The sequence below is a fragment of the Streptomyces sp. NPDC127595 genome, from assembly GCF_042671685.1.
In the GTDB taxonomy this organism is placed as follows: domain Bacteria; phylum Actinomycetota; class Actinomycetes; order Streptomycetales; family Streptomycetaceae; genus Streptomyces.
In genome coordinates, this window is record NZ_JBHXWK010000008.1 from 378,303 (window position 1) to 401,870 (window position 23,568).

Genomic DNA, 23,568 nt, shown 5'->3' on the forward strand with positions numbered 1-23,568 from the left:
CTACGGTGGAGGCGGACAAGCGATGCAGACGGCTCACACCTGCGCGGGATCACCATCAGGGTTCACCGGCATGATGTTGCCCAGTGGCCGAAAACAGGCCGCAGCGTGTTGCCCGGCGAGCCGAGAGAGAGCTATGAGCAGGACATTTACGCAGGTCGAAGGCCTAGCGGGGAGTGCGGGGTAAGGCCGTGCATATTGTCATCATGGGTTGCGGAAGAGTCGGTTCCGCACTTGCCCGGACCCTGGAGCAACAGGGGCACACGGTCGCCGTGATCGACCAGGACCCCACCGCCTTCCGACGACTGGGCTCCGGGTTCGGCGGCCGCCGCGTCACCGGCGTCGGCTTCGACCAGGACACGCTGCGCGAGGCGGGCATCGAGGAGGCCGGGGCCTTCGCCGCGGTCTCGAGCGGTGACAACTCGAACATCATCGCCGCCCGGGTGGCCCGAGAGATGTTCGGCATCGAGAACGTGGCGGCGCGCATCTACGACCCGCGCCGCGCCGAGGTCTACCAGCGCCTGGGCATCCCGACCGTCGCCACCGTCCGCTGGACGGCCGACCAGATGCTCCGCCGGCTGCTGCCCTCGGGCGCCGAGCCGCTGTGGCGCGACCCGACCGGCGGCGTACAGCTCGCCGAGGTACACGCCTCCACCGCCTGGGTCGGTCACAAGATCAGCCGGCTCCAGGACGAGACCGGCGTACGCGTGGCCTTCCTCACCCGGCTGGGCGAGGCGGTTCTGCCCAGCTCGCAGACGGTGCTGCAGGAAGGCGACCTGGTGCACGTGATGATGCGCACCTTCGACGTGGACAAGGTCGAGGCGTCCTTCGCCAAGGGCCCTGAAGAGGAAGCCGGTCACTGATGAGAGTCGCCATTGCCGGTGCCGGCGCCGTGGGCCGCTCGATCGCGGGCGAGCTCCTGGAGAACGGTCACGAGATCCTGCTGATCGACAAGGCGCCCACCGCCATCTCGGTCGAGCGCGTCCCGCAGGCGGAGTGGCTGCTCGCCGACGCCTGCGAGATCACCTCCCTGGACGAGGCCGCGCTCCAGCGCTGCAACGTGGTCATCGCGGCCACCGGCGACGACAAGGTCAACCTCGTCGTCTCGCTGCTCGCGAAGACCGAGTACGGCGTCCCGCGGGTCGTCGCCCGCGTCAACAACCCGAAGAACGAGTGGCTGTTCAACGAGTCCTGGGGCGTCGACGTCGCCGTCTCCACCCCGCGTCTGATGTCGGCCCTGGTCGAGGAGGCCGTCAGCGTCGGCGACCTGGTCCGCCTGCTCCGCTTCAGCCACGGCGACGCCAACCTCGTCGAGCTGACCCTGCCGCCGGAGTCCGCCCTGGCCGGCACCCAGGTCGGCGACGTGGAGTGGCCCGAGGACACGTCCCTGGTCACCATCATCCGCGGCACCCGCGTCCTGACCCCCTCCCGGGAGGACTCCCTGGAGGCCGGCGACGAACTCCTGTTCGTCGCCGCACAGGCCCGCGAGGAACAGCTCGAGGACCTGCTGTCGGTGCGCCGCGAGGACGCGAACAGCTAGGGGGCGTCGTTTGGATCACCTCGGGTCCGCGACGCCTGGCACGGCACCTCGCCGCGTTGTCGCATCACCCGAGTACGCCCAGTACGCGGGTCATGCTCCGCCTTGCGATGCACCGCACCACGCGCCGCGGCCTGATCCGAGGTGATCCAAACGACACCCCCTAGCCGTTTCCGATACGGGGATGGGGGCGCCCGGAGATCTCCGGGCGCCCCCATCCTCGTACGGGCTGAGTGCTTACGTCCTCGTACGGGCGGACGGGCTTACGTCCTCGTACAGGCTGAAGCGCTTACGCCTCTCGGCGGTGGCTGGTCGGCGCGGTGTCGCCGCGCTCCTGTGCCAGCGCGGCCTTGCGCTCGTCCTCCGCCTTCTCCTCGGCTTCCATCTCGGCGAACACGTCGATGGGCGGCGGCGCCTTCGCGAGGAAGACCCAGGTGAGCCAGACGGCGAGCAGGAACGGCGGGATCTTCAGGGCGATCAGAACCCAGCCGAACTGGGTGGTGTCGGCCCACCAGTAGAGCGGGAAGAGGATCGCGCACTTGGCGAGCAGGATCAGGCCCCAGGCCCAACTGGCCTTGGTGTACGCCTTCTTGCGGCCGGGGTTGCGGGTGCGCCAGGAGAGGTTCTCCTTGAAGACCGGGCCCAGGATCAGGCCGATCAGGGGGACGCCCGCGAGGGTGGTGATGATGTAGGCGAGGGCCAGGCCGAGCGTGTAGAGCATGCCCGGCAGGTAGAAGTTCTTCGCGTTGCCCGTCATCATCGCGAAGATCACGCCGAAGGCGACGCCGAAGACGCCGCTGAAGGCGTGCTTGACGGTGTCCTTCATGACCAGCCGGACCACGACGAGAACCACGGACATGGCGAGGGCGGCGATGGCCGCCGAGTGCAGGTCCTTGTTGATCGTGAAGATGGTGACGAAGAGGAGGCCGGGCACGACCGTCTCGACCATGCCCCGCACACCGCCGAACGCCTCGAAGAGCGCGGCCTCCGTCACCGCCCTCGAGTCCTGCTGGGGGTCTTCGGTCGGCTTGTCGAGCGACGTCACCGGCTACTCCCGTCCAAGCGGTCTGAGTTCGTACTTCGGGTTGAAGAGCACCCTACGGCCCCGGCTCATGGAGACGCGGCCCGATGCGATGAGTTTGCGCCCCGGCTCGATGCCCACGATGGAACGCCTGCCGAGCCACACCACGTCCAGGGCAGCAGAGCCGTCGAACAGCTCGGCCTCCAGGGCCGGGACTCCGGCGCGCGGACGCAGAGTGACCGTGCGCAAGGTACCAGTAACCGTCACGATCTGTCGGTCGTGGCAGTCACCGATACGCGTGCAGCCCGCGGTCTCGGCGTCCTCGCGCAGCTCCTCGGACTCCAGGTCCTCCTGGGACGAGGAGAGCCTGTCCAGCATGCGCCGGAACCGGCCCGCAGACTTTTCGGAACGCGGAACAGCACTCATACCGAAAGCGTACCGGGGGGCGCTGACAGCGTCGTACCCACAAGGGCCGGCCTTCGAACCGGTATCCCCCTCGGAGTCCCCCGAGGGTCAGCGTTCGAACCGGTACCCCATCCCCGGCTCCGTGATGAAGTGCCGAGGATGCGAGGGGTCCACCTCCAGCTTGCGGCGGAGCTGTGCCATGTAGACCCGCAGATAGTTCGTCTCCGTGCCGTACGACGGCCCCCAGACCTCCTGGAGCAGCTGCTTCTGGCTGACCAGCCGCCCTGTGTTGCGCACCAGGACCTCCAGGAGGTGCCACTCCGTGGGGGTCAGGCGCACATCGCGTCCGTCGCGGTTGACCTTCTTGGCGGCCAGGTCGACGGTGAAGTCCTCGGTCTCGACGATCACGTCGTCCTCGCCGCCGCCGGTGGGCTCCGCGCGGCGGACGGCGGCGCGCAGCCGGGCCAGCAGCTCGTCCATGCCGAAGGGCTTGGTGACGTAGTCGTCGGCGCCCGCGTCCAGGGCCTCGACCTTCTCGTCCGAGGAGTGCCGGGCGGAGAGCACCAGGATGGGCACCCGGGTCCAGCCGCGCAGCCCCCTGATGACCTCGACGCCGTCCATGTCGGGCAGGCCGAGGTCGAGCACGACGACGTCGGGGTGCCGGGCGGCGGCGAGCTGGAGCGCGGTGGCTCCGTCGGGGGCCGCGTCGACCTCGTACTTGCGTGCCTTGAGGTTGATGACGAGGGCTCGCGTGATCTGGGGCTCGTCATCGACCACGAGGACCCGGGTCATGAGGCCTGCCTTTCTGCTGCTGATCCTGCTGAGGCAGGTGTGGATACGGCGGTGGTCGGGTCGGGGCGGCTGGGCACCGCCCGGAGTGTGAGCACCATGGTGAGTCCACCGCCGGGGGTGTCCTCGGCGTTCAGTGTGCCGCCCATCGCCTCGGCGAAGCCCCGGGCGACCGCGAGGCCAAGGCCCACACCGGCGCCGCGCGGGGCGTCGCCGTAGCGCTGGAAGGGCTCGAAGATCCGGTCCTTGGCCTCATCGGGGACGCCGGAGCCGCGGTCCACGACCCGCATCTCCACCCGGTCGGCCATGGCGCTCGCCGACACCAGAACGAGTTCGTCGGCGGGACTGTATTTGACGGCGTTCTCCACGAGGTTGGCGACCGCTCGCTCCAGCAGCCCCGCGTCGACGGCGATCATCGGCAGGGTCTCGGGGATGTCCAGCTCGACGCTGTCCTCGGGTACGCCGCCGAGCGCCATCGGGACCACCTCGTCGAGGTCGATCTCGCGGACCAGCGGGGACACGGTGCCGGTCTGGAGGCGGGACATGTCCAGCAGGTTGCCCACCAGGTGGTCGAGCCGGTCCGCGCCGTCCTCGATGCCCTTGAGGAGTTCCGCCTGGTCCTCCTCCGACCAGGCCACGTCGTCCGAGCGCAGGGATGTGACAGCCGCCTTGATCCCGGCCAGCGGGGTGCGGAGGTCGTGGCTGACGGCCGCCAGCAACGCCGTACGGATGCGGTTGCCCTCGGCCAGCTCCTTGGCCTGGTCGGCTTCGTGCTGAAGGCGCTGCCGGTCCAGGACCACCACGGCCTGCGCGGCGAAGGCCGCCAGAACCCGGCGGTCGGAAGCCGGCAGCACCCGCCCGGACAGCGCGAGCGCCATGTGGTCGCCCACCGGGATGTCCACGTCCGCGTCCTCGGGGCGGACACACGACCTCGGACCCACACTCCCCGCACACGTCCACGGATCGACGTCGCTCTCCCGCTCCAGCAGCGCCACCGACTCCATCCCGAACGTCTCCCGGACCCGATCCAACAACGCCTCCAGGCTGTTCTCACCGCGCAGCACACTGCCCGCCAGGAAGGAAAGGATCTCCGACTCGGCGCGCAGCCGGGCCGCCTGGTGTGTACGCCGGGCCGCCAGATCCACCACCGACGCCACGGACACGGCGACCCCGAAGAAGATCGCGATGGCGACGATGTTCTTGGGATCGGCGATCGTCAGCCGGTGCAGCGGGGGCGTGTAGTAGTAGTTCAGGAGCAGCGAGCCGAAAGCCGCCGAGGCGAGCGCCGGATAGAGACCGCCGAGGAGGGCGGCCGCCACCGTCAGCGCCAGGAACAGCAGCATGTCGTTGGCGAGGCCCAGATCCACGCTGTTGAGGAAGAGCGCGAGGAGCACCGGGCCGCCCACGCCGACGATCCAGCCCCAGATGATCCGGGACCGGCCGAGCCGCGCACCCCGCGCCACCGGCAGCCCCCGGCCCTTGCCCGCCTCGTCGTGCGTGACGATGTGCACGTCCAGGTCGGAGCCCGACTCGCGGGCGACCGTGGCACCGACGCCGGGCCCGAAGACGTACTGCCAGGTCTTGCGGCGTGAGGAGCCGAGCACGATCTGCGTGGCGTTGACGCCCCGCGCGAAGTCCAGCAGCGCGGCCGGGATGTCGTCCCCCACGACGTGGTGGAAGGTGCCGCCGAGGTCCTCGACCAGGGTGCGCTGGACGGCCAGTTCCTTGGGCGAGGCGGAGGTCAGCCCGTCGCTGCGCGCGATGTAGACGGCCATCACCTCGCCACCGGCGCCCTTCTCCGCCAGCCGCGCGGCGCGGCGAATGAGCGTCCGGCCCTCCGGACCACCCGTCAGCCCCACCACGATCCGCTCCCGCGAACCCCAGATCTTCTTGACGCTGTGATCGGTGCGGTACTCGGTCAGGTACTCGTCGACCCGGTCCGCCACCCACAACAGCGCCAGCTCACGCAGAGCCGTGAGGTTGCCGGGGCGGAAGTAGTTCGACAGCGCCGCGTCGACCTTGTCGGACTTGTAGATGTTCCCGTGCGCCATCCGCCGCCGCAGCGCCTGGGGCGACATGTCGACCAGCTCTATCTGATCCGCCCGCCGGACCACCTCGTCCGGGACGGTCTCCCGCTGCCGTACCCCCGTGATCGACTCCACCACGTCGCCCAGCGACTCGAGATGCTGGATGTTGACCGTCGAGACGACATCGATCCCCGCCGCGAGCAGTTCCTCGACGTCCTGCCAGCGCTTGGCGTTCCGCGAACCGGGGACATTGGTGTGGGCCAGCTCGTCGACCAGGGCGACCTGGGGGTGCCGGGCCAGTACGGCGTCCACGTCCATCTCGGTGAAGACGGAGCCGCGGTACTCCAGCTCCTTGCGCGGGACCTGCTCCAGGCCGTGCAGCATCACCTCGGTACGCGCGCGATGGTGGTGCTCGACGAACGCGACCACACAGTCGGTGCCCCGCTCGACGCGCCGGTGCGCCTCGGAGAGCATCGCGTACGTCTTGCCGACGCCCGGTGCCGCGCCCAGGTAGATCCGAAGCTTGCCGCGTCCCATGGCCCCTATTGTCTTCCCGTCACCGCTGTGTACGCAGCGTCGACCTTACGGCCAATAATCCCGGCAAAAGGGACGGGAGGCTGGACGGAGCACGTTTTGACGCAACCCTGATGGCCGGGCACCCGTGTCGCTGGTGGGCACCCGGCCGCGGGACGGTTCGGCCGAGGTCGTCCCCGTACGTCAGCTGAGGTTGTCCCCCTGGGTCAGGGTCTCCCAGGCCACGAACAGGTTGTTGGTGCCGGCCGGACGGTTCTGCAGGGTCAGGGTCTGGGTGTTGGCCATGGCATAGCCGAGGCGGTTGTGCATGGCGTTGTAGCCGACCTCGGTGACCGGTCCGAGCCCGAGCGTGAGGGACCCTCCGCACAGATTGCTGGGCACCGCCGTGCCCAGCTGGTACTTGGCCTGGAAGCCGAGCGCCTGGCGCAGCCGCTCACCCACGTCGGTGGTGTACAGGTCGATGCCCTGGATCCGGCTGGTCTCCGCGACGTGCGAGATGGAGGAGATGCCGTACCCGGTGTGCACGAAGTCGCGGCACGTCTCCTGGGTGAGGCCGGTGGTGAAGGTCGACTGTCCCTGCCAGTAGGCGACGATCTTGGCCGTGGTGTCGAGGTTCTGGCTCGGCACGGTCTTCGGCACGGCGCCGTCGGAGGCGAGGTAGATGTACGCGGCGGTACGCGTCCGGAACTTCGCCATGGCGGAGTCCCACACCGTCTTGTCCTCGAGGAAGACGGAGATGCCGATGGCGGCCTCCATCATCGTCAGCTCCCAGTTCCCGTTGGAATTGGAGCCGTTGATGATCTCCGGCAGGTAGACGTTGCGCAGCATGGTCCCGAAGCGCGCGGAGTTCGTCCAGGTGCTGGTGTACGTGTACTTGATGATCTCGGCGGCCTTGGTCCAGGAGGACCCGGCCCAGCCGGTCTGCAGAGGCGCGTTGCTGTTGGTGTGGTCGGTGATGGTGGCCGACCAGGCGTCCATCAGCTGGATGGACTTCTGCGCGTAGCGGACGTCCTTGGTGATGTACCAGGCGAGAGCGGTGGTGTACGCGGCTATCGCGTCCTCACGCTCGTCGGTGCAGCCGTTGTTGGGGTTCGAGTACGAGCCGCACTCGACGACCGAGCGCGGGAGGGGGGTGCGCGTCAGCGAGGCGTACTTGCTCGCCAGCATCTGGTCGTACGCGCCCTTCCAGGGCTGGGCGCCGGCCAGGACCTGGGTGCGGGCGAAGTCCAACTGCCCCCTGGAGACGCCGACTCCGGGGTGCACGAAGGTGGTGGGCGCGGCTTCGGCCTTCTGCTGGGCGCCGGGCAGCGAGAGCATCGCGGCGACCAGGGCGGCGGTCGTGGCGACGGTGACGAGGAAGGCTGGGCGACGTCTGCGGAGACGGACTGTGGGGGTTTCGGGCATGTGACGGGATCCGTTCTCGTATGTGAATTACACACTGGGGACTGAACACACGCGTTGGCGGGGACCATAGGTCCAGACCAACTTTCCGTCAAGGCCTGCCGAAGAACGCGCACCTCAACTGCCCTTCGGCCAGGAGGACTCGGGCATACGAAAGGGCCGCACCCCCTGTGCTGGGGATACGGCCCGACTCGTATGCGAGGAGTGCTAGCGAACCTCGGTGGTCTCCGGCCCGCGCTGCAACTGCCCCATGCCGCCGGAGAAGCGGGAACCGGCCTGCTCCTCCTGCTGGACACCCTCGGGCACCATCTGCGCGTCGTTCGGCAGCTTCAGGACGATCGGGTCGCGAGGGGCCATCGGACCCTCACCACGCACGACGACCGTGTCCCGGAAGATCTGCTCAAGGAGACCCGCGGCCTGCGGCTGCACCGCACCCTGCCCGGAGATCACTCCACGCAGGAACCAACGGGGGCCGTCCACGCCGACGAACCGTACGACCTGGAAACCGCCCGTGCCGTCCGGCAGCTGCACCGGAACCTGCGCGCGCAGCTCCCAGCCCAGCGGGCCCTCGACCTCGTCGATGACACCGCCCTGCTGGGTGATGCCGGAGGCGATCTCCTCACGCACCTCGCCCCAGATGCCCTCGCGCTTGGGAGCGGCGAAGGCCTGCAGCTGGATGGCGCTGTCCTTCAGAACGACGGTGGCCGCGACGATCGCGTCGCCCGCGACCTCCACCCGCAGCTCCATGCCGTCGACTCCGGGCACCAGAATGCCGCCCAGGTCGACACGGCCCTCGGCGGGCTCGCGCACCTCCGAGTCGTCCCAGGGTCCGTCGGGCCGCGGCTCGGGCTCGAGCCTCACCCGCTCCCGGTCCGCCTCGTCCGCCTCAGTGTCGACGTCGTCGACGACCTGCTCGGCCTCGCCCGCCGCGTCCTCGGCGGCACTGCCCTTCTTGCGACGTCCGAACACGTCACTGTCCTTCCCGGTCGGATACGACCGAAGCGTATCGATTCCCACCCGCCCCGCCGCCCACGGCGGCGTGACCGCCGGTGGACCCGAAGCCCCCTGCGGCCCGCACCGAGTCGGGAAGCTCCGCGACCTCCCGGAAGCGGACCTTCTCGACCTGCTGGACGACCAGTTGGGCAATCCGGTCGAAGCGCTCGAACCGCACGGACTCGCGCGGGTCGAGATTCACCACGATCACCTTGATCTCCCCACGGTACCCGGCATCCACCGTCCCCGGGGCATTCACCAGGGCGACACCGCAGCGGGCGGCCAGCCCGGAACGGGGGTGTACGAAGGCCGCGTACCCCTCTGGCAGCGCGACAGACACTCCCGTGGGCAGAACGGCCCGTTCACCCGGTTCCAGTTCACATCTCTCGGTGGTACGCAGATCCGCTCCCGCGTCACCGGGGTGCGCGTACTCGGGAAGCGGGACTTCCGGGTCGACGCGCCTGATCAGCACATCCACAGGATTACGGGTCACGGGTTCACCTCGAAGGCGCGTGCGCGCCTGACCTGGTCGGGGTCGTCCATGGCCACCTGGATCTCCTCCTGGCGGCCGTTGTCGATGAAGTGGTCGACCTTCACCTCGATGAAGAGGGCGTCGGCGCGGACGGCGACGGGCCCTTCGGGGCCGCCGATCCGCCCGGTCGCGGTCGAGTAGATCTTGCGCCCGGCCACGGCCTTGACCTCGGCCTCCAGGAACAGCACGGTGCCGACGGGCACGGGCCGTACGAAGTCCGTCTCCAGCCGTCCCGTCACCGCGATGGTCCGCAGCAGCCAGTTCAGCGAGCCGAGCGTCTCGTCGAGCGCGGTGGCGAGCACCCCGCCGTGCGCGAGACCGGGGGCGCCCTGGTGGGCGGCCCGCACGGTGAACTCCGCCGTGATCTTGACCCCTTCGCCCGCACGCGCTTGCAGGTGCAGCCCATGGGCCTGTCCCTCGCCGCATCCGAAACACTGCCCGTAGTGCGCTCCGAGGAGCTCACCTGCCGGGGGTGCGTCGGGGTGCCGCACCGGCGCGACGGCGTCGGCGGGAGGCTTCAGAGCTGCGGAAGTACCACTCACAGCCGCAGACCTTACCCGCGCGTCAAGCCGACGGACGCCCCGTGCCAAGCTTGACTTCATGCAGCTCTCCACCACGCCGTACGAAGAACGCCTCAACGCGCCCCGAAGCTGGTGGCTGGTCTGCTTCCTGGTGGGGGTCTCGATGGCCCTGATCTTCCTGCCGTTCGGTGCGCTGCCACTGCTGGGCGCTCTGGTCGGCGGCACCGCGGTCGCGGCGGTCGTGACGAGTTCGTACGGCTCGATCCGCATCCGGATCGTCGGCGACTCCCTGATCGCGGGCGACGCGAAGATCCCGGTCGCGGCCCTCGGCGACGCCGTGACCCTGGACCAGGAGGAGGCGCGCGCCTGGCGCACGTTCAAGGCCGACACTCGCGCCTTCATGCTGCTGCGCGCCTACATCCCCACGGCCCTGAAGGTCGAGGTCACCGACCCCGCGGACCCGACGCCGTACCTGTACCTGTCGACCCGGGAGCCCGAGCGCCTGGCAGCGGCGCTGGAAGCCGCGCGGGCAACGGCGTAGGGACCCGGTCGCCTCAGGGCGGGCAGGACAGGCAGGGCGAGCTCAGTTCCCGAGCTCCTTGGGGATCTCCCCCATCCGCAGGGGGTCGGCGGGTGCGTCGAGCGGCGGGAGCTCCGGAAGTGCGTCCCACGGCACCTGGGACTTACGCAGGTCCTTGCGGATGTGCTCCGCGAGGCGTCTGGTGTCGCGGCGGTTCATGACCGCTCCGACCGCCGCGCCGACCATGAACGGCATCAGGTTGGGCAGGTCCCGGACCATGCGCTTCATGATCTGCTGGCGAAGCTGACGCTTCATGGGGCCGCCCAGCGCGGCGTTGAGCGAGGCCACCTTCGTCACGTCGATCCCGCGCTCGGTGGACCAGGAGTTGAGATACCCCGTACTGCGCTGCGTCAGGTTCCCGGGCGGGCGGACGCCGTACACCTCGTGCAGTTCGGCGATCAGCTTCAGCTCGATCGCGGCGACGCCGGTGATCTCGGCGGCGATCTCCGTGGGCATCGCGGGCGGCACCGGAAGCATGGCGGCCGCGCCGATGCCGGCGCCCACCGCCGAGGTCGCGTTGGCCGCGCCCGCGACGAGCTTGTCGGCGAGCTGCTCCGCGGTCAGGCCGGGGAACTGCCGACGGAGGGCCGCGAGGTCCCGTACGGGGATACGCGGAGCGATGTCGATGATGCGGTCGGCGAGGTAGGACAGGCCTGCTCTCGCCCTGCTGCCGCCCTTGCGAACGCCTTCCTTGACGCCGTCGCGGACGGCCGCCGCACGGCGCTTGGCCGCGGGCGCCGGGGTGTCCACGGGCACCAGTTCGCCGGTGGGCGCCGAAGCCCCTGCCGACGTCGTGGCGGGCGGCCGGTCGAGCGAGGCTGATCCTGGTCGGGAAGAGCCCCGCTCGTCGTCACGCACGCCTTCAGGGCCGTCTGACGGCCCTTCGTCCGCTCCCCGTCCGGAGGAGCGGCGCTTCCAGGGAGGGGTCGAGCCAGTCACGGCCGACCCCGCCTCAGTCGCAGTCGCGGCAGATCGGCTGGCCGTTCTTCTCTCGGGCCAGCTGGCTGCGGTGGTGCACCAGGAAGCAGCTCATGCAAGTGAACTCGTCCTGCTGCTTGGGAAGGACCCGGACGGCCAGCTCCTCGTTCGAGAGGTCCGCGCCGGGCAGTTCCAGGCCTTCTGCGGCCTCGAACTCATCCACGTCTACAGACGACGTCGACTTGTCGTTACGGCGAGCCTTCAGTTCCTCAAGGCTGTCCGAATCGACGTCGTCGTCGGTCTTGCGTGGGGTGTCGTAATCCGTTGCCATGTCGCTCTCCCCCTCTGGGTGTCTGCGGTGTCTCAGCGCACGTAACGCGTGAGAGGCCGGACTTGTGCCCGACCCGAGGCGGAGATTTTGCCTCACATCAAGGTCTGTTACTCAATCGACACCCAACCGGACTCCTCAAGAGTGATCGGCTTGGATGGCGATGCGGACCGTACACGGTCCGAAGGCCGCACTTCAAAGGCGTACCCCCGTGTACTTCCCGTGATCTGGACCCCCGAAAACCCGGATTATCCCGGCTTTACGACAGCCTTCTTGATCACGGAGAGTAGATGGCCGGAAATTCGCCCTTGTGATCGATCACACACGAGCCTCCCGGACGTATGCCCAGAAAATTCCGCGCAAAGCGAACATCCTCGCGTGTCGGCGACATGGTCTCAGATCGGCAGGGTGACTCGCATCACGAGCCCACCTCCTTCACGCGGCGACGCGAGGATATGCCCCCGGTGCGCACGGGCCACCGACCGGGCAATCGACAGGCCAAGGCCCACACCCTTGTCGCTACCTGTGCGCTCTGTACGCAGCCGCCGGAAGGGCTCGAAAAGATTGTCGATCTCGTACGCGGGAACCACCGGACCTGTGTTCGACACGACCAGGACCGCCTGACCGTGCTGAACCTGGGTCGTGACCTCGACCCAGCCGTCCTCCGGCACGTTGTACCGGACGGCGTTCTGGACGAGGTTCAGGGCGATCCGCTCAAGGAGGACGCCGTTGCCCTGGACGACCGCCGGGGCGCACTCCGAGCGGATCTCCACGCCCTTGACGGCCGCCTCGGCGCGGACTTGGTCGACGGCCCGTGAAGCGACCTCCGAGAGGTCCACGGGCTTGCGCTCGACGATCTGGTTGTCGCTGCGGGCGAGCAGCAGCAGGCCCTCGACGAGCTGCTCGCTGCGCTCGTTGGTGGCCAGCAGGGTCTTGCCGAGCTGTTGCAGTTCCGCCGGCGCCCCGGGATCCGAGAGGTGCACCTCGAGAAGCGTGCGGTTGATCGCCAGCGGCGTCCGCAGCTCGTGCGAGGCGTTGCCCACGAAGCGCTGCTGCGCGGTGAAGGCCCGCTGGAGCCGCTCCAGCATGTCGTCGAAGGTGTCCGCCAGCTCCTTCAACTCGTCGTCCGGGCCGTCCAGTTCGATCCGCCGGGAGAGGTCCGAGCCCGCCACCGCGCGCGCGGTACGGGTGATCCGGCCGAGCGGCGCGAGCACCCGGCCCGCCATCGCGTAACCGAAGGCGAAGGCGATGATGGCGAGGCCGAGCAGGGCGAGCAAGGAGCGGGAGAGCAGGTCGTCCAGGGCGTGCTGACGCTGCTCGTTGACGCAGGCGTTCATCGCGTTGTTGAGCTCGGCTGCGTCCGGCTGGGCGGGGAAATTGCAGATCTGGCTGCTCACCTGGCCAGAGAGGATCTTAAAGGGCAGATCACTGCCCACGTTCAGCGCCTGCGCCGCGAGCAGATAGATGATCGACAGCAGCATGATGCCGGCGATCAGGAACATCCCGCCGTACAGCAGCGTCAGCCTTATCCGGATGGTGGGCCGCAGCCAGGGGAACGGAGTCTCCACCCGTCTGGGGTCCCACGTGGGCTTCGGAGGCGCCGTGGGAGGCGCGGGCGTCGTGGTCACCGTGGATCAGATCCGGTAACCGGAACCGGGCACGGTGACGATCACGGGGGGCTCGCCGAGCTTGCGGCGCAGGGTCATGACCGTGACCCGTACGACGTTGGTGAAGGGGTCCGTGTTCTCGTCCCAGGCCTTCTCCAGGAGCTGCTCGGCCGAGACGACGGCGCCCTCGCTGCGCAGCAGCACCTCCAGGACGGCGAACTCCTTCGGCGCGAGCTGGACTTCCTTGCCGTCGCGGAAGACCTCGCGGCGGTTGGGATCGAGCTTGATCCCGGCGCGCTCCAGGACCGGCGGCAGCGGCAGGCTCGTACGGCGTCCCAGGGCACGCACGCGTGCCGTCAGCTCGCTGAACGCGAACGGCTTGGGGAGGTAGTCGTCCGCGCCGATCTCCAGGCCCTCGACACGGTCGCTGACGTCGCCGGAAGCGGTGAGCATCAGCACGCGTGTGGGCATGCCGAGCTCGACGATCTTGCGGCAGACGTCATCGCCGTGCACGAGCGGGAGGTCGCGGTCGAGAACCACCACGTCGTAGTCGTTGACTCCGACGCGCTCCAGGGCGGCCGCGCCGTCGTACACGACGTCGACGGCCATGGCCTCCCGGCGCAGTCCGGTGGCCACCGCATCGGCGAGCAGCTGCTCGTCCTCGACGACGAGTACGCGCACGTCGCTTGTCCTTCCTCTGTCCGCTCGCGCAGCGCCTCTTCGGCGGCACGCGGGCAGGGCCTGTCGTGGGGTAAGGCCTCCATCCTGCCCTTTTCGGCCATAAGTCGGCTGTAAGACGGGGAGAGCGGGTGGGAATGCCAGATTTTCTCGTGCGGTTGAGGTTTCCACGGAAGGGAGTGGGGGGACGACAGCTTTACACCCCGCGATCACGCTCTGCTTGTGGCAAGCCACCTTGTGGTAGGTCCAACCGCTTTCCGCAGAGTGGGCGTGGGTGTCCGGCACCGTCGCCGCCCAGCAGGGCAGCGCTGGGCACCCCTTGGAGACGTGATCGCCCCTTCTGAACGGCACACCCCCGTGCCACCGACCCACGACCCAGGACGAGGGGGCGCAGCATGGACGCATTCACCGCAGGACTTCTGCAGCGTATAAGGGCTACCGAGTCCGACCTGACGCGGGCTCGCGAGACAGGCGACGACTTCCTCGCGGAGGTCGAGCAGGCCGAGCTCGACGACCTGCACCGCCTCGCCGCCGAGCACGGTGTACAGGTCGGCGCGACGCGCGTCTGATCAGTTTGATCAGTTCCCTATTTCGGTTCTTCAGTTCTTCATCTCAGCGCTTCACCAGATCTTCCTTCGTACGAGAGCGGGCCCCGGCATCGATCCAGTGCCGGGGCCCCGCTCCGTTTGCCGCCTGTTGTGCGCGCCGTTCCTGCGCGCTGTTGTACGCGCCGTCAGTCGTGCCAGGCGCCGAACTCCTCCAGGAGCCGCTGGAGGGGCTCGAAGACGCCCGGGGAGGCAGCCACCGCGAGATCGCCTCCGGGGCGCTCACCGGGGCGCCCACCGGTCAGTGCACCCGCCTCCCGGGCGATCAGGTCGCCCGCCGCGAGGTCCCACGGGTGGAGCCCGCGCTCGTAGTAGCCGTCGAGACGGCCCGCCGCGACGTCGCACAGGTCGACCGCCGCGGACCCGGAACGCCGGATGTCACGGAGCAGCGGGATCAACCGCTGGGCGACGTCGGCCTGGTGGGTCTTGACCTCGGTCACGTAGTTGAAGCCGGTGGAGACCAGGGCCTGGTCCAGGGACGGTGACGGGCGGCAGTTCAGCCGGCGCTCGCCGACCCAGGCTCCGGTGGCCCGGGCGCCCCGGCCGCGTACCGCGTGATAGGTCTCGCCGCGCATCGGTGCCGCGACGACTCCGACGACGGTCTCGCCGTTCTGCTCGGCGGCGATGGACACCGCCCAGGTGGGCAGCCCGTACAGGTAGTTGACCGTGCCGTCGAGCGGGTCGATGACCCAACGGATGCCGCTGGTGCCCTCCGTGGCGGCGCCCTCCTCACCCAGGAAGCCATCGGCCGGGCGGTGCTGGGTGATCAGGTCGGTGATCAGCTTCTCGGCGGCGATGTCCATCTCGGTGACGACATCGATCGGGCTGGACTTGGTCGCGGCGACCGTGAGGTGCGCCGGGCGTCCGTCCCGCAGCAGCTCACCGGCGCTACGGGCGGCCTGGTGGGCGAGCTGGAGCAGTTCGGTGTGCAGGGGCTCGATCACGGGGCTCCTCAGGCGTACGGGCTGTCGGCGCCCGCGGCGGCGGGCTTCGGGGCACGGGCCGGGCAGCAGCCCGCGGGGCACAGGTTGTGACTCGCACCGAGAGCACCCAGGGCGCAGGGTGTCACCTGCCGTCCGCTCTCGGTCGCGGCGCGCTCCAGAACCAGTTCACGGATCGCCGCGGCGAACCGCGGGTCGGCGCCCACGGTGGCCGAGCGGCGCACCGGCAGGCCCAGCTCCGCCGCCTTGGCGGTGGCCTCCGTGTCGAGGTCGTACAGCACCTCCATGTGGTCCGACACGAACCCGATGGGCGCCATCACGACGGCCGGGACACCGGCGCCGTGCAGCTCCTCCAGGTGGTCGCAGATGTCGGGCTCCAGCCACGGGATGTGCGGGGCTCCGGAGCGCGACTGGTAGACGAGCTGCCAGGGGTGGTCGATCCCGGTCTCCTCGCGCACGGCGTCGACGATCAGCCGGGCGACGTCGAGGTGCTCCTTCACGTACGCGCCGCCGTCGCCGTGGTCCTCGACGGGCCCCGAGGTGTCGGCGGCGGCGTCCGGGATCGAGTGCGTCGTGAAGGCGAGGTGCGCGCCCTCCCGTACGTCCCCGGGAAGTTCGGCCAGGGACTTCAGCACGCCGTCCACCATCGGGCGTACGAAGCCGGGATGGTTGAAGTAGTGCCGCAGCTTGTCGACCTTGGGCAGGTCCAGGCCCTCGGCCTCCAGGCCGGCCAGGGCCTCGGCGAGGTTCTCGCGGTACTGGCGGCAGCCCGAGTACGAGGCGTACGCGCTGGTGGCGAGGACCAGGACACGGCGTCGGCCGTCGGCGACCAGCTCGCGCAGGGTGTCGGTCAGGTATGGCGCCCAGTTGCGGTTGCCCCAGTAGACGGGCAGGTCCAGGCCGTGGTCGGCGAAGTCCTTGCGGAGCGCGTCGAGCAGGGCTCGGTTCTGGTCGTTGATGGGGCTGACCCCGCCGAACAGGAAGTAGTGCTGACCCACCTCCTTGAGCCGTTCCTTGGGGATGCCGCGCCCCCGCGTCACGTTCTCCAGGAACGGGACCACGTCGTCCGGCCCTTCAGGGCCGCCGAACGAGAGCAGGAGCAGGGCGTCGTAGGGGGTGGCATCGAGCACGTCTGGCATGCCTTCGATCCTGCCATCCGTCGCTGACAGGTGGACAACGGCCACCGGACAAGCGGTCCGAGTGAGTGCGCTCGAGCGCCCGAGGGCGTGCGCTCAAACGTCCGAGGGCGTGCGTTAGGGTCACCTCACCCGTAAGCTGTATCGGCCAGATTCACGCCTTACCGGTGTTCAGGCCGCCCACGGTGACCGGGCGGCCGAGCCGAGCCGACCGGAGTTCCGCCTTGCCCAGCCCGTACCGCGCCCTCTTCGCCGCCCCCGGCTCCAAGGGCTTCGCCGCCGCGGGCTTCCTCGGCCGGATGCCGCTGTCGATGATGGGCATCGGCGTGGTCACGATGGTCTCCCAGCTCACCGGGCGGTACGGGCTCGCGGGTGCGCTCTCGGCGACCATGGCGCTGGCCGCCGCGGCGATGGGCCCGCAGGTCTCCCGGCTGGTGGACCGGCACGGGCAGCGGCGGGTGCTGCGCCCCGTGACATTCTTCGCGCTGTCCGCGTCCGCGGGGCTGCTGCTCGCGGCGAAGTTCGAGTGGCCGGACTGGGTGCTGTTCGTCTGCTCGGCCGGCATCGGCTGTGTGCCAAGCATGGGCGCGATGGTCAGGGCCCGCTGGGCGGCCCTCTACCGGGACACCCCGCAACTGCACACCGCGTACTCCTTCGAGTCCGTGGTGGACGAGATCTGCTTCATCTTCGGACCGATCATCTCGATCGGGCTGTCCACGGTGTGGTTCCCGGAGGCCGGGCCGCTGCTCGCCGCCTGCTTCCTCGCGGTCGGCGTCTTCTGGCTGACGGCCCAGCGCGGCACCGAACCGGTACCGCATCCGCGCGGCCACGACAAGCGCGGCTCGGCGATGGCCTCGGCCGGACTCCAGGTCCTGGTGGCCACCTTCGTGGCCACCGGAGCGATCTTCGGGGCCGTCGACGTGGTCACGGTGGCCTTCGCCGAGGAGCAGGGCCACAAGGCCGCCGCGAGCGTCGTCCTCGCGCTCTACGCGGCGGGCTCCTGTGCGGCGGGAGCGGTGTTCGGGCTGCTGCACTTCAAGGGGGCGCCCGAACGTCGATGGCTGCTGGGCGTATGTGCGATGGCCGTGAGTATGATCCCCCTCCTACTGGTCGGAAACTTGCCGTTCCTGGCCGTGGCGCTGTTCGTTGCGGGCCTGTCCATCGCTCCCACGATGATCACCACGATGTCCCTCATCGAACAGCACGTACCACGCGCGAAACTGACCGAGGGCATGACCTGGATCAGCACCGGGCTCGCGGTCGGGGTCGCGCTCGGTTCCTCCGTGGCCGGCTGGGTGATCGACGCCGCCGGTGCGAAGGCCGGGTACGGGGTTCCGGCGGTGTCCGGGGCCGTCGCGGTCGCGGTCGGTTTCCTCGGGTATCGCCGGCTGAACAGGCCGGTTCCGCATCGGGGAGGGACCCATGAGCAGCACAGCGAACGGGAAGAGCGGAACGTGGCGTAACTGGGCGGGCACGGTCACCGCCCGTCCGGCACGAGAGGTCACTCCCGCCTCCGTGGAGGAGCTCTCCGCGGCCGTGCGCAGCGCCGCCGAGGACGGTCTGAAGGTGAAGGCCGTCGGCACCGGGCACTCCTTCACGGCCGCCGCCGCGACCGACGGCGTACTGATCCGCCCTCAACTGCTGACCGGCATCCGCAGGATCGACCGCGACGCCGGCACGGTCACCGTGGAGGCGGGCACCCCGCTCAAGCGTCTCAACCTCGCTCTCGCCCGGGAGGGACTGTCCCTCACCAACATGGGCGACATCATGGAGCAGACGGTCTCCGGCGCGGTCAGCACCGGAACGCACGGCACCGGGCGGGACTCCGCCTCGATCGCCGCCCAGATCAAGGGCCTTGAGCTGGTCACGGCCGACGGCTCGGTCATCTCCTGCTCCGAGAAGGAGAATCCCGAGGTCTTCGCCGCGGCCCGGATCGGAATCGGCGCCCTGGGGATCATCACCGCGATCACCTTCTCCGTAGAGCCCGTTTTTCTGCTCACGGCGCGCGAGGAGCCGATGACCTTCGACAAGGTCACCGCCGACTTCGACGAACTGTTCACCGAGAACGAGCACTTCGAGTTCTACTGGTTCCCGCACACCGGCAACTGCAACACCAAGCGCAACAACCGCAGCGCGGGGCCCGAGAAGCCGGTGCCGCAGATCAGCGGCTGGATCGAGGACGAGTTCCTCTCCAACGGCGTCTTCCACGCGGCCAATCTGGTCGGCCGCGCGGTGCCCGCCACCATCCCGACGATCGCGAAGATCTCCAGCCGCGCGCTGTCCGCACGGACCTACACCGACATTCCCTACAAGGTCTTCACTTCTCCGCGCCGGGTGCGCTTCGTGGAGATGGAGTACGCCGTTCCGCGCGAGGCCCTCGTCGAGACGCTGCGCGAGCTGAAGACGATGGTCGACCGGTCTTCCCTGCGGGTCAGCTTCCCCGTCGAGGTACGTACGGCGCCGGCGGACGACATCACGCTCTCGACGGCGTCCGGGCGGGAGAGCGCGTACATCGCCGTGCATATGTTCAAGGGCACCCCCTATCAGGCGTACTTCACCGCCGCCGAGCGGATCCTCACGGCGCACGAGGGGCGGCCGCACTGGGGCAAGGTGCACACCCGCGACGCGGAGTACCTCGCCGGGGTCTACCCGCGCTTCGGCGAGTTCACTGCGCTGAGGGATCGGCTTGACCCGGATCGGCGCTTTGGGAACGACTACTTGCGGAGGGTGCTGGGGTCGTAGCGGCTCCGCTGGGCGCCGGGGTCTGTGCGTCGCCCCCGGTTTCCGGCGTGGCGCTCGAACTCGGCGTCGGTGTGGGCCTCGTAGCCCCGTCCCCGCCCTGATCGGTACCGCTGTCGCCGGACGGCTGCCCGGAGGAGGGGGTGTCCGAAGGCGTCGCACTGGACGCTGGAGGCGTAGCAGGCTCCGACGGGGAACTGCCTTTGAGGGCATCGCCCACAGTCGTGCCCTTGCTGTCGCCGCTGAAGCTGTGGCCCGACACGAGTTCGTAGGTGGTGATGCCCGCCATGGTGACGCCGAAGACGAGCGCCGCCGCGATCACCGGCCGCTTCCAGCTCCTGACCCGCGCGCGGTAGACGGTTCCCTCGGTGAACTCCCCCGCGGCCGGGACCTGCTGGGGCCTCGGCCTGGCCTGCACCGTCACATCGCGCAACTGCTCGCCGGTGCGCCTGAAGAAATGCTGGAAGACCGTGCCTCCGCAGGTGGCGACGACACTGACCAGGCCCGCGCCAAGCATCGTCCCGTAGACCCCGAAGTAGGAGGCGAGTTTCGCGGCCACCACCGCCGCCACCGCGCTGCCCGCCACTTGGGGCACGCTCAGATCCAGTCGTTTCCTGCTGGTCTTTCCGGCCTCCTCATCAACACCCGACTCCACACCGACATCCGGCTTTTCACGCATGCCCGGACCTTGCCTGCCTTTCCCGTACTTGATCGACTTGACCCGACTGATCAACTGACCGCACAAGGAGGGGACGGACGGGCGAGGCAATTAGTTCCGTTTGCGGTGATTACGTGAAGTGCGCCACTTTTCATGGTCACGGAAACGACGCTCAGACCGGCCAACTGCCGCACCCTGATCGAAGTTGGGTGGTGTGCCGATCCGCGCAAGTGGCCCGAATGGAGTACTCTTGCGAGCCCTGGGTCCGGACTCCCGCCAGGGTGTCCGGGGCCTTGCAGGACCGCCGGGAGGGGGCTCGTTGCACAGGGTGATGGAGTTCGTCACTTAGCGTTGCGAATAGGTAACCGTGCCATAACGGCGATCCCGGGCCTGTGCCCGACACGCCGGGCAACTCGGCAAGGTTGTGGCAGGCTGCACCCGGGCAGGCCACACTCGACTAGCGGAAGCAGCGACGCACGTGACGTCGGCAGGCACCACCCGGGAGGTCCTCATGCCGGAACTGCGTGTCGTGGCCGTCTCTAACGACGGCACACGGCTGGTGCTGAAGGCTGCGGACAGCACGGAGTACACGCTTCCGATTGACGAGCGTCTGCGCGCCGCTGTACGCGGCGACCGTCCCCGCCTCGGCCAGATCGAGATCGAGGTGGAGAGCCATCTCCGCCCCCGAGACATCCAGGCACGTATACGTGCCGGCGCCTCCGCGGAGGAGGTCGCACAGCTCGCCGGAATCCCCGTCGACCGTGTGCGCCGCTTCGAGGGGCCCGTCCTCGCCGAGCGCGCCTTCATGGCCGAGCGCGCGAGGAAGACCCCTGTCCGCCGCCCCGGCGAGAACGCCGGACCCCAGCTCGGCGAAGCCGTGCAGGAGCGGCTGACACTGCGCGGCGCCGAGAAGGACACCGCCCAGTGGGACTCGTGGCGTCGTGACGACGGCACCTGGGAAGTGCTGCTGGTCTACCGGGTCGCGGGTGAGCCGCATTCGGCGAGCTGGACGTACGACCCGCCGCGGCGGCTCGTCCAGGCCGTCGACGACGAGGCGCGCTCGCTGATCGGTGAGTCCGACGACCTGTCGACGGCCGCCGAGCCGAGCTTCCCGTTCGTGCCGCGCATCGCACGGCTGCCCCGGGACCGCCCGATGGACCGTGCCCTGGAGCGGCAGTCGGAGCGGCCGGGCCAGCCCGCGCCGTCCCCGGAGCCGGTCGAGGAGTCCGAGCGGGACTCGCTCACCAGCCTCCTGGAGGCGGTGCCGAGCTTCCGGGGCGACATGGTGGTGCCCGAGCGGCCCGCCACCACGGAGCGGCCCGACACGGAGGAACCCGCCCCGGAGCCCGAAGCCGAGGAGCCCCCGGCCCCCGCGGCCTCCGCCGGTGCCGGTTCCGCCTACGCGGACGTCCTCATGCCCCGCTCGGTCGGCAGCCACCGCGACCGTCTCGTCGGCTCCACCGACCGCCAGGCCGAGGCCGACGGCGTCCGCCCGGGCCGCCGCGCGGCGGTCCCGAGCTGGGACGAGATCGTGTTCGGGACGCGCCGGAAGAACAAGGACTGACGAGAACGGAACGAGGACTGATCAGTCGTACGACGGTGGGGCCCGCGCCGAACTGACGCGGGCCCCACCGCTGTCACTGCGGGTCGGGTCCCACCGCGACCGGCCGGCTCCCGTCCTGTGTCCACTCCGACCAGGACCCCGCATACAGGGCGGCCGGGATGCCCGCGACGGCGAGTGCCAGCACCTCGTGGGCGCCGGAGACGCCCGAACCGCAGTAGACGCCGACCTCCGGAGTACCGCTCGCGCCAAAGGACTTGAAGCGGTCGGCGAGTTCAGCGGCGGGCCGGAACCGTCCGTCCTCCGTGACGTTCTCGGTGGTCGGCGCGGAGACGGCGCCGGGGATGTGCCCGCCCACCGGGTCGATCGGTTCGACCTCGCCCCGGTAGCGCTCACCGGCCCTGGCGTCGAGCAGCAGTCCGGTGCGGGCGAGCGCCGCCGCCCCGTCCGCGTCCAGCAGCGGCCGGGCACCGGGCGCCGGCACGAAGTCCCCGGGGGCGGGCGCCGGGACCTCCGAGGACACCGGCCCGCTCCAGGCGGCGAGTCCGCCGTCAAGCACGCGCACCGAAGGGTGACCCGTATAGCCGAGCAGCCACCAGGCGCGCGCGGCGCCCCAGCCGAGCCCGCCGTCGTACACAACGACATCGCGGTCCGCCGAGACCCCGGCGGCACGCATCGCCGCGCCGAAGACTTCGGGATCGGGCAGCGGATGACGGCCGCCGACCCCCGCCGGACCTGCAAGTTCGGCATCCAAATCGACAAAAACAGCGCCTGGAATGTGCGCCTTCTCGTACTCGGAGCGCAGACTCGGGCCAGCGAGCTGCCAGCGGACATCAAGGACGACGGGCGGGTTCGGTCCGGCCAGGTCGCTCGCCAGGTCGGGCGCGGAGATGATGGCGTTCATGGCGACCATCCTTGCGTACGGGGTGGCCGCGTCGTCCATGTCGGGCTACTGTGCTCCGCCGGGCAGGTCCGATCACGAGGCGTATGGGATCGGGCACATGCTGTACAGCCGATGGACACCGTGTCGCAATGGTGCGGAAACGGACGGGAAACTGCACATCGGGCATCCTCCGCTGGTAGGCCGCCGCACGACGGCGCGGCCGGGACGCAGGGTGCTACCGGTGGTGCGAACATCGGCACGGGGCTTATGGGTACGCGATTGCGGTACGCGTGCGGGTAGGCGGAAGGTGACCGGCCACCGCGAGGGGCCGAGAAGAGAGTGACGATGACCGAGGCACGGGGGTCGGCCGGCCTGAACGGCGCAACGGACGCTCCGCACACGCCCGGCACACCCTGCTGGGTGAGCCTGATGGTGCACGGGATGGCCACGACCCAGGACTTCTACGGAGCGCTGTTCGGCTGGGAGTTCCAGCCGGGCCCGCACCAGCTCGGCCCGTACGTACGCGCCCTGCTGCACGGCGAGGAGGTGGCGGGCATCGGGCAGCTGCCGCCCGACCGGCATCTGCCCATCGCCTGGACGCCCTATCTCGCCTCGGACGACGTCGATCTGACCGCCGAGACGGTACGACTCAGCGGCGGCACCGTCGGGGTCGGCCCTCTGGACGCCGGTGAGGCCGGCCGCATGGCGATCGCCTCCGACCCGACAGGCGCCGTCTTCGGGATCTGGCAGACGGCCGCCCACCTGGGCACGGGCATCACCGGCGTACCGGGCACGCCCGCGTGGAACGAGCTGGTGACCCGCGACACCGAGAGCGTCGTCAAGTTCTACCAAGGGGTCTTCGGTTACGAGCTGGAGCCGGTCGTCTCGGCCGACTTCGACTACGTGACCCTGCACATCGACGGCCGTCCGGTGGCCGGCATCCACGGCGTCGGCCATGGCCTGCCCCGTGACCGCGGCCCGCACTGGATGACGTACTTCGAGGCAGCGGACGTGGACGACACCGTCACCCGTGTCACGGACCTCGGCGGGCACGTCCTCAAGGCCGCCCACGACTCGCCGTACGGGCGCGTGGCGACGGTGGCGGATCCGGAGGGCGCGATGTTCTCCGTGATCCACAGCGTCCATTGACGGGCTGACCGGCTGAGGGAACCTGAGG

General features: G+C 69.6%; 24 protein-coding genes. 8 read left to right on the top strand and 16 right to left on the bottom strand.

The window, feature by feature from the left end; translation table 11 throughout:
- Positions 1-188: 188 nt before the first annotated feature.
- Positions 189-860, top strand: coding sequence for a potassium channel family protein (locus ACFVKT_RS26485; protein WP_385735614.1), 672 nt, complete (start codon positions 189-191; stop codon positions 858-860).
- A complete protein-coding gene (locus ACFVKT_RS26490) occupies positions 860-1,537 on the top strand; it encodes a potassium channel family protein (protein ID WP_385735616.1) in 678 nt (225 codons plus the stop codon). The genes ACFVKT_RS26485 and ACFVKT_RS26490 overlap by 1 nt, the downstream gene beginning before the upstream one ends.
- A 286-nt stretch (positions 1,538-1,823) precedes the next feature.
- Here ACFVKT_RS26490 and ACFVKT_RS26495 read toward each other — a convergent pair whose 3' ends face one another.
- The 8 genes from ACFVKT_RS26495 to ACFVKT_RS26530 form a co-directional block, all read right to left on the bottom strand.
- On the bottom strand, positions 1,824-2,579 hold the full coding sequence (locus ACFVKT_RS26495) for a DUF3159 domain-containing protein (RefSeq protein WP_385735618.1): 756 nt from the start codon (positions 2,577-2,579) through the stop codon (positions 1,824-1,826).
- Positions 2,580-2,582: 3 nt separating this feature from the next.
- Positions 2,583-2,981, bottom strand: a complete 399-nt coding sequence (locus ACFVKT_RS26500) for an OB-fold nucleic acid binding domain-containing protein (protein WP_385735620.1) — start codon at positions 2,979-2,981, stop codon at positions 2,583-2,585.
- 87 nt (positions 2,982-3,068) lie between these two features.
- Entirely contained in the window at positions 3,069-3,752 is a 684-nt protein-coding gene (locus tag ACFVKT_RS26505) for a response regulator (RefSeq protein WP_385735622.1), read from the bottom strand.
- On the bottom strand, positions 3,749-6,313 hold the full coding sequence (locus ACFVKT_RS26510; protein WP_385735623.1) for an ATP-binding protein: 2,565 nt from the start codon (positions 6,311-6,313) through the stop codon (positions 3,749-3,751). The genes ACFVKT_RS26505 and ACFVKT_RS26510 overlap by 4 nt, the downstream gene beginning before the upstream one ends.
- Positions 6,314-6,493: 180 nt before the next feature.
- Positions 6,494-7,714: an alginate lyase family protein gene (locus ACFVKT_RS26515; RefSeq protein WP_385735625.1), complete on the bottom strand. Its 1,221-nt coding sequence runs from the start codon at positions 7,712-7,714 to the stop codon at positions 6,494-6,496.
- A gap of 204 nt (positions 7,715-7,918) precedes the next feature.
- A complete protein-coding gene (locus ACFVKT_RS26520) occupies positions 7,919-8,680 on the bottom strand; it encodes a DUF3710 domain-containing protein (protein ID WP_385735627.1) in 762 nt (253 codons plus the stop codon).
- A 1-nt stretch (position 8,681) separates the two neighbouring features.
- Positions 8,682-9,197: a dUTP diphosphatase gene (gene dut / locus ACFVKT_RS26525; RefSeq protein ID WP_385735629.1), complete on the bottom strand. Its 516-nt coding sequence runs from the start codon at positions 9,195-9,197 to the stop codon at positions 8,682-8,684.
- Complete coding sequence (locus ACFVKT_RS26530) at positions 9,194-9,778, bottom strand: PaaI family thioesterase (RefSeq protein WP_385735631.1); 585 nt, start codon at positions 9,776-9,778, stop codon at positions 9,194-9,196. Before ACFVKT_RS26530 ends, dut begins: the two co-directional genes overlap by 4 nt.
- A gap of 58 nt (positions 9,779-9,836) precedes the next feature.
- Here ACFVKT_RS26530 and ACFVKT_RS26535 point away from each other — a divergent pair, with 58 nt between their 5' ends.
- Complete coding sequence (locus ACFVKT_RS26535) at positions 9,837-10,298, top strand: DUF3093 domain-containing protein (protein WP_385735633.1); 462 nt, start codon at positions 9,837-9,839, stop codon at positions 10,296-10,298.
- Between the two features lie 42 nt (positions 10,299-10,340).
- Here ACFVKT_RS26535 and ACFVKT_RS26540 read toward each other — a convergent pair whose 3' ends face one another.
- The 4 genes from ACFVKT_RS26540 to ACFVKT_RS26555 all read right to left on the bottom strand — a co-directional run bounded on the left by ACFVKT_RS26540 (position 10,341) and on the right by ACFVKT_RS26555 (position 13,871).
- A complete protein-coding gene (locus tag ACFVKT_RS26540; protein WP_385735635.1) occupies positions 10,341-11,276 on the bottom strand; it encodes a hypothetical protein in 936 nt (311 codons plus the stop codon).
- Positions 11,277-11,289: 13 nt separating this feature from the next.
- The gene (locus ACFVKT_RS26545) at positions 11,290-11,586 is read right to left on the bottom strand and encodes a DUF4193 domain-containing protein (RefSeq protein WP_003997302.1); all 297 of its coding nucleotides are present in this window, start codon (positions 11,584-11,586) and stop codon (positions 11,290-11,292) included.
- A gap of 392 nt (positions 11,587-11,978) precedes the next feature.
- Positions 11,979-13,211, bottom strand: a complete 1,233-nt coding sequence (locus ACFVKT_RS26550) for a sensor histidine kinase (protein WP_385735638.1) — start codon at positions 13,209-13,211, stop codon at positions 11,979-11,981.
- A 6-nt stretch (positions 13,212-13,217) separates the two neighbouring features.
- On the bottom strand, positions 13,218-13,871 hold the full coding sequence (locus ACFVKT_RS26555; RefSeq protein WP_365426214.1) for a response regulator transcription factor: 654 nt from the start codon (positions 13,869-13,871) through the stop codon (positions 13,218-13,220).
- 392 nt (positions 13,872-14,263) lie between these two features.
- Here ACFVKT_RS26555 and ACFVKT_RS26560 point away from each other — a divergent pair, with 392 nt between their 5' ends.
- Positions 14,264-14,437: a hypothetical protein gene (locus tag ACFVKT_RS26560; protein ID WP_365426212.1), complete on the top strand. Its 174-nt coding sequence runs from the start codon at positions 14,264-14,266 to the stop codon at positions 14,435-14,437.
- 164 nt (positions 14,438-14,601) lie between these two features.
- Here the strand turns inward: ACFVKT_RS26560 and ACFVKT_RS26565 are convergent, their stop codons facing one another.
- The gene (locus ACFVKT_RS26565; RefSeq protein WP_385735640.1) at positions 14,602-15,417 is read right to left on the bottom strand and encodes an inositol monophosphatase family protein; all 816 of its coding nucleotides are present in this window, start codon (positions 15,415-15,417) and stop codon (positions 14,602-14,604) included.
- 8 nt (positions 15,418-15,425) lie between these two features.
- On the bottom strand, positions 15,426-16,553 hold the full coding sequence (locus tag ACFVKT_RS26570; protein WP_385735642.1) for a ferrochelatase: 1,128 nt from the start codon (positions 16,551-16,553) through the stop codon (positions 15,426-15,428).
- A gap of 221 nt (positions 16,554-16,774) precedes the next feature.
- Between ACFVKT_RS26570 and ACFVKT_RS26575 the strand changes: the two genes are divergently transcribed.
- Positions 16,775-18,013, top strand: a complete 1,239-nt coding sequence (locus ACFVKT_RS26575) for an MFS transporter (RefSeq protein ID WP_385735644.1) — start codon at positions 16,775-16,777, stop codon at positions 18,011-18,013.
- Complete coding sequence (locus ACFVKT_RS26580; protein ID WP_385735646.1) at positions 17,973-19,292, top strand: D-arabinono-1,4-lactone oxidase; 1,320 nt, start codon at positions 17,973-17,975, stop codon at positions 19,290-19,292. Before ACFVKT_RS26575 ends, ACFVKT_RS26580 begins: the two co-directional genes overlap by 41 nt.
- On the opposite strand, the gene ACFVKT_RS26585 is transcribed toward ACFVKT_RS26580, so the two are convergent.
- Complete coding sequence (locus ACFVKT_RS26585; protein ID WP_385735648.1) at positions 19,216-19,968, bottom strand: hypothetical protein; 753 nt, start codon at positions 19,966-19,968, stop codon at positions 19,216-19,218. The two genes, ACFVKT_RS26580 and ACFVKT_RS26585, sit on opposite strands and share 77 nt — an antisense overlap.
- 490 nt (positions 19,969-20,458) lie before the next feature.
- On the opposite strand from ACFVKT_RS26585, the gene sepH reads away from it, so the two are divergent.
- A complete protein-coding gene (sepH, locus tag ACFVKT_RS26590; protein ID WP_385735650.1) occupies positions 20,459-21,511 on the top strand; it encodes a septation protein SepH in 1,053 nt (350 codons plus the stop codon).
- Between the two features lie 73 nt (positions 21,512-21,584).
- On the opposite strand, the gene ACFVKT_RS26595 is transcribed toward sepH, so the two are convergent.
- Positions 21,585-22,412, bottom strand: a complete 828-nt coding sequence (locus ACFVKT_RS26595) for a sulfurtransferase (RefSeq protein WP_385735713.1) — start codon at positions 22,410-22,412, stop codon at positions 21,585-21,587.
- A gap of 324 nt (positions 22,413-22,736) precedes the next feature.
- On the opposite strand from ACFVKT_RS26595, the gene ACFVKT_RS26600 reads away from it, so the two are divergent.
- Positions 22,737-23,540 (top strand): VOC family protein, encoded by an 804-nt coding sequence (locus ACFVKT_RS26600; protein WP_385735652.1) that lies wholly within the window; start codon positions 22,737-22,739, stop codon positions 23,538-23,540.
- Positions 23,541-23,568 lie beyond the last annotated feature (28 nt).

Excerpts from the sequence above, each read along its gene's own strand:
- ACFVKT_RS26505 (WP_385735622.1), bottom strand. The coding sequence starts at position 3,752 with ATGACCCGGGTCCTCGTGGTCGATGACGAGCCCCAGATCACGCGAGCC.
- sepH (WP_385735650.1), top strand. The coding sequence starts at position 20,459 with ATGCCGGAACTGCGTGTCGTGGCCGTCTCTAACGACGGCACACGGCTG.
- ACFVKT_RS26490 (WP_385735616.1), top strand. The coding sequence starts at position 860 with ATGAGAGTCGCCATTGCCGGTGCCGGCGCCGTGGGCCGCTCGATCGCG.
- ACFVKT_RS26510 (WP_385735623.1), bottom strand. The coding sequence starts at position 6,313 with ATGGGACGCGGCAAGCTTCGGATCTACCTGGGCGCGGCACCGGGCGTC.
- ACFVKT_RS26535 (WP_385735633.1), top strand. The coding sequence starts at position 9,837 with ATGCAGCTCTCCACCACGCCGTACGAAGAACGCCTCAACGCGCCCCGA.
- ACFVKT_RS26515 (WP_385735625.1), bottom strand. The coding sequence starts at position 7,714 with ATGCCCGAAACCCCCACAGTCCGTCTCCGCAGACGTCGCCCAGCCTTC.
- ACFVKT_RS26585 (WP_385735648.1), bottom strand. The coding sequence starts at position 19,968 with ATGCGTGAAAAGCCGGATGTCGGTGTGGAGTCGGGTGTTGATGAGGAG.
- ACFVKT_RS26600 (WP_385735652.1), top strand. The coding sequence starts at position 22,737 with ATGACCGAGGCACGGGGGTCGGCCGGCCTGAACGGCGCAACGGACGCT.
- ACFVKT_RS26580 (WP_385735646.1), top strand. The coding sequence starts at position 17,973 with ATGAGCAGCACAGCGAACGGGAAGAGCGGAACGTGGCGTAACTGGGCG.
- ACFVKT_RS26595 (WP_385735713.1), bottom strand. The coding sequence starts at position 22,412 with ATGAACGCCATCATCTCCGCGCCCGACCTGGCGAGCGACCTGGCCGGA.
- ACFVKT_RS26570 (WP_385735642.1), bottom strand. The coding sequence starts at position 16,553 with ATGCCAGACGTGCTCGATGCCACCCCCTACGACGCCCTGCTCCTGCTC.
- ACFVKT_RS26500 (WP_385735620.1), bottom strand. The coding sequence starts at position 2,981 with ATGAGTGCTGTTCCGCGTTCCGAAAAGTCTGCGGGCCGGTTCCGGCGC.
- ACFVKT_RS26560 (WP_365426212.1), top strand. The coding sequence starts at position 14,264 with ATGGACGCATTCACCGCAGGACTTCTGCAGCGTATAAGGGCTACCGAG.
- ACFVKT_RS26545 (WP_003997302.1), bottom strand. The coding sequence starts at position 11,586 with ATGGCAACGGATTACGACACCCCACGCAAGACCGACGACGACGTCGAT.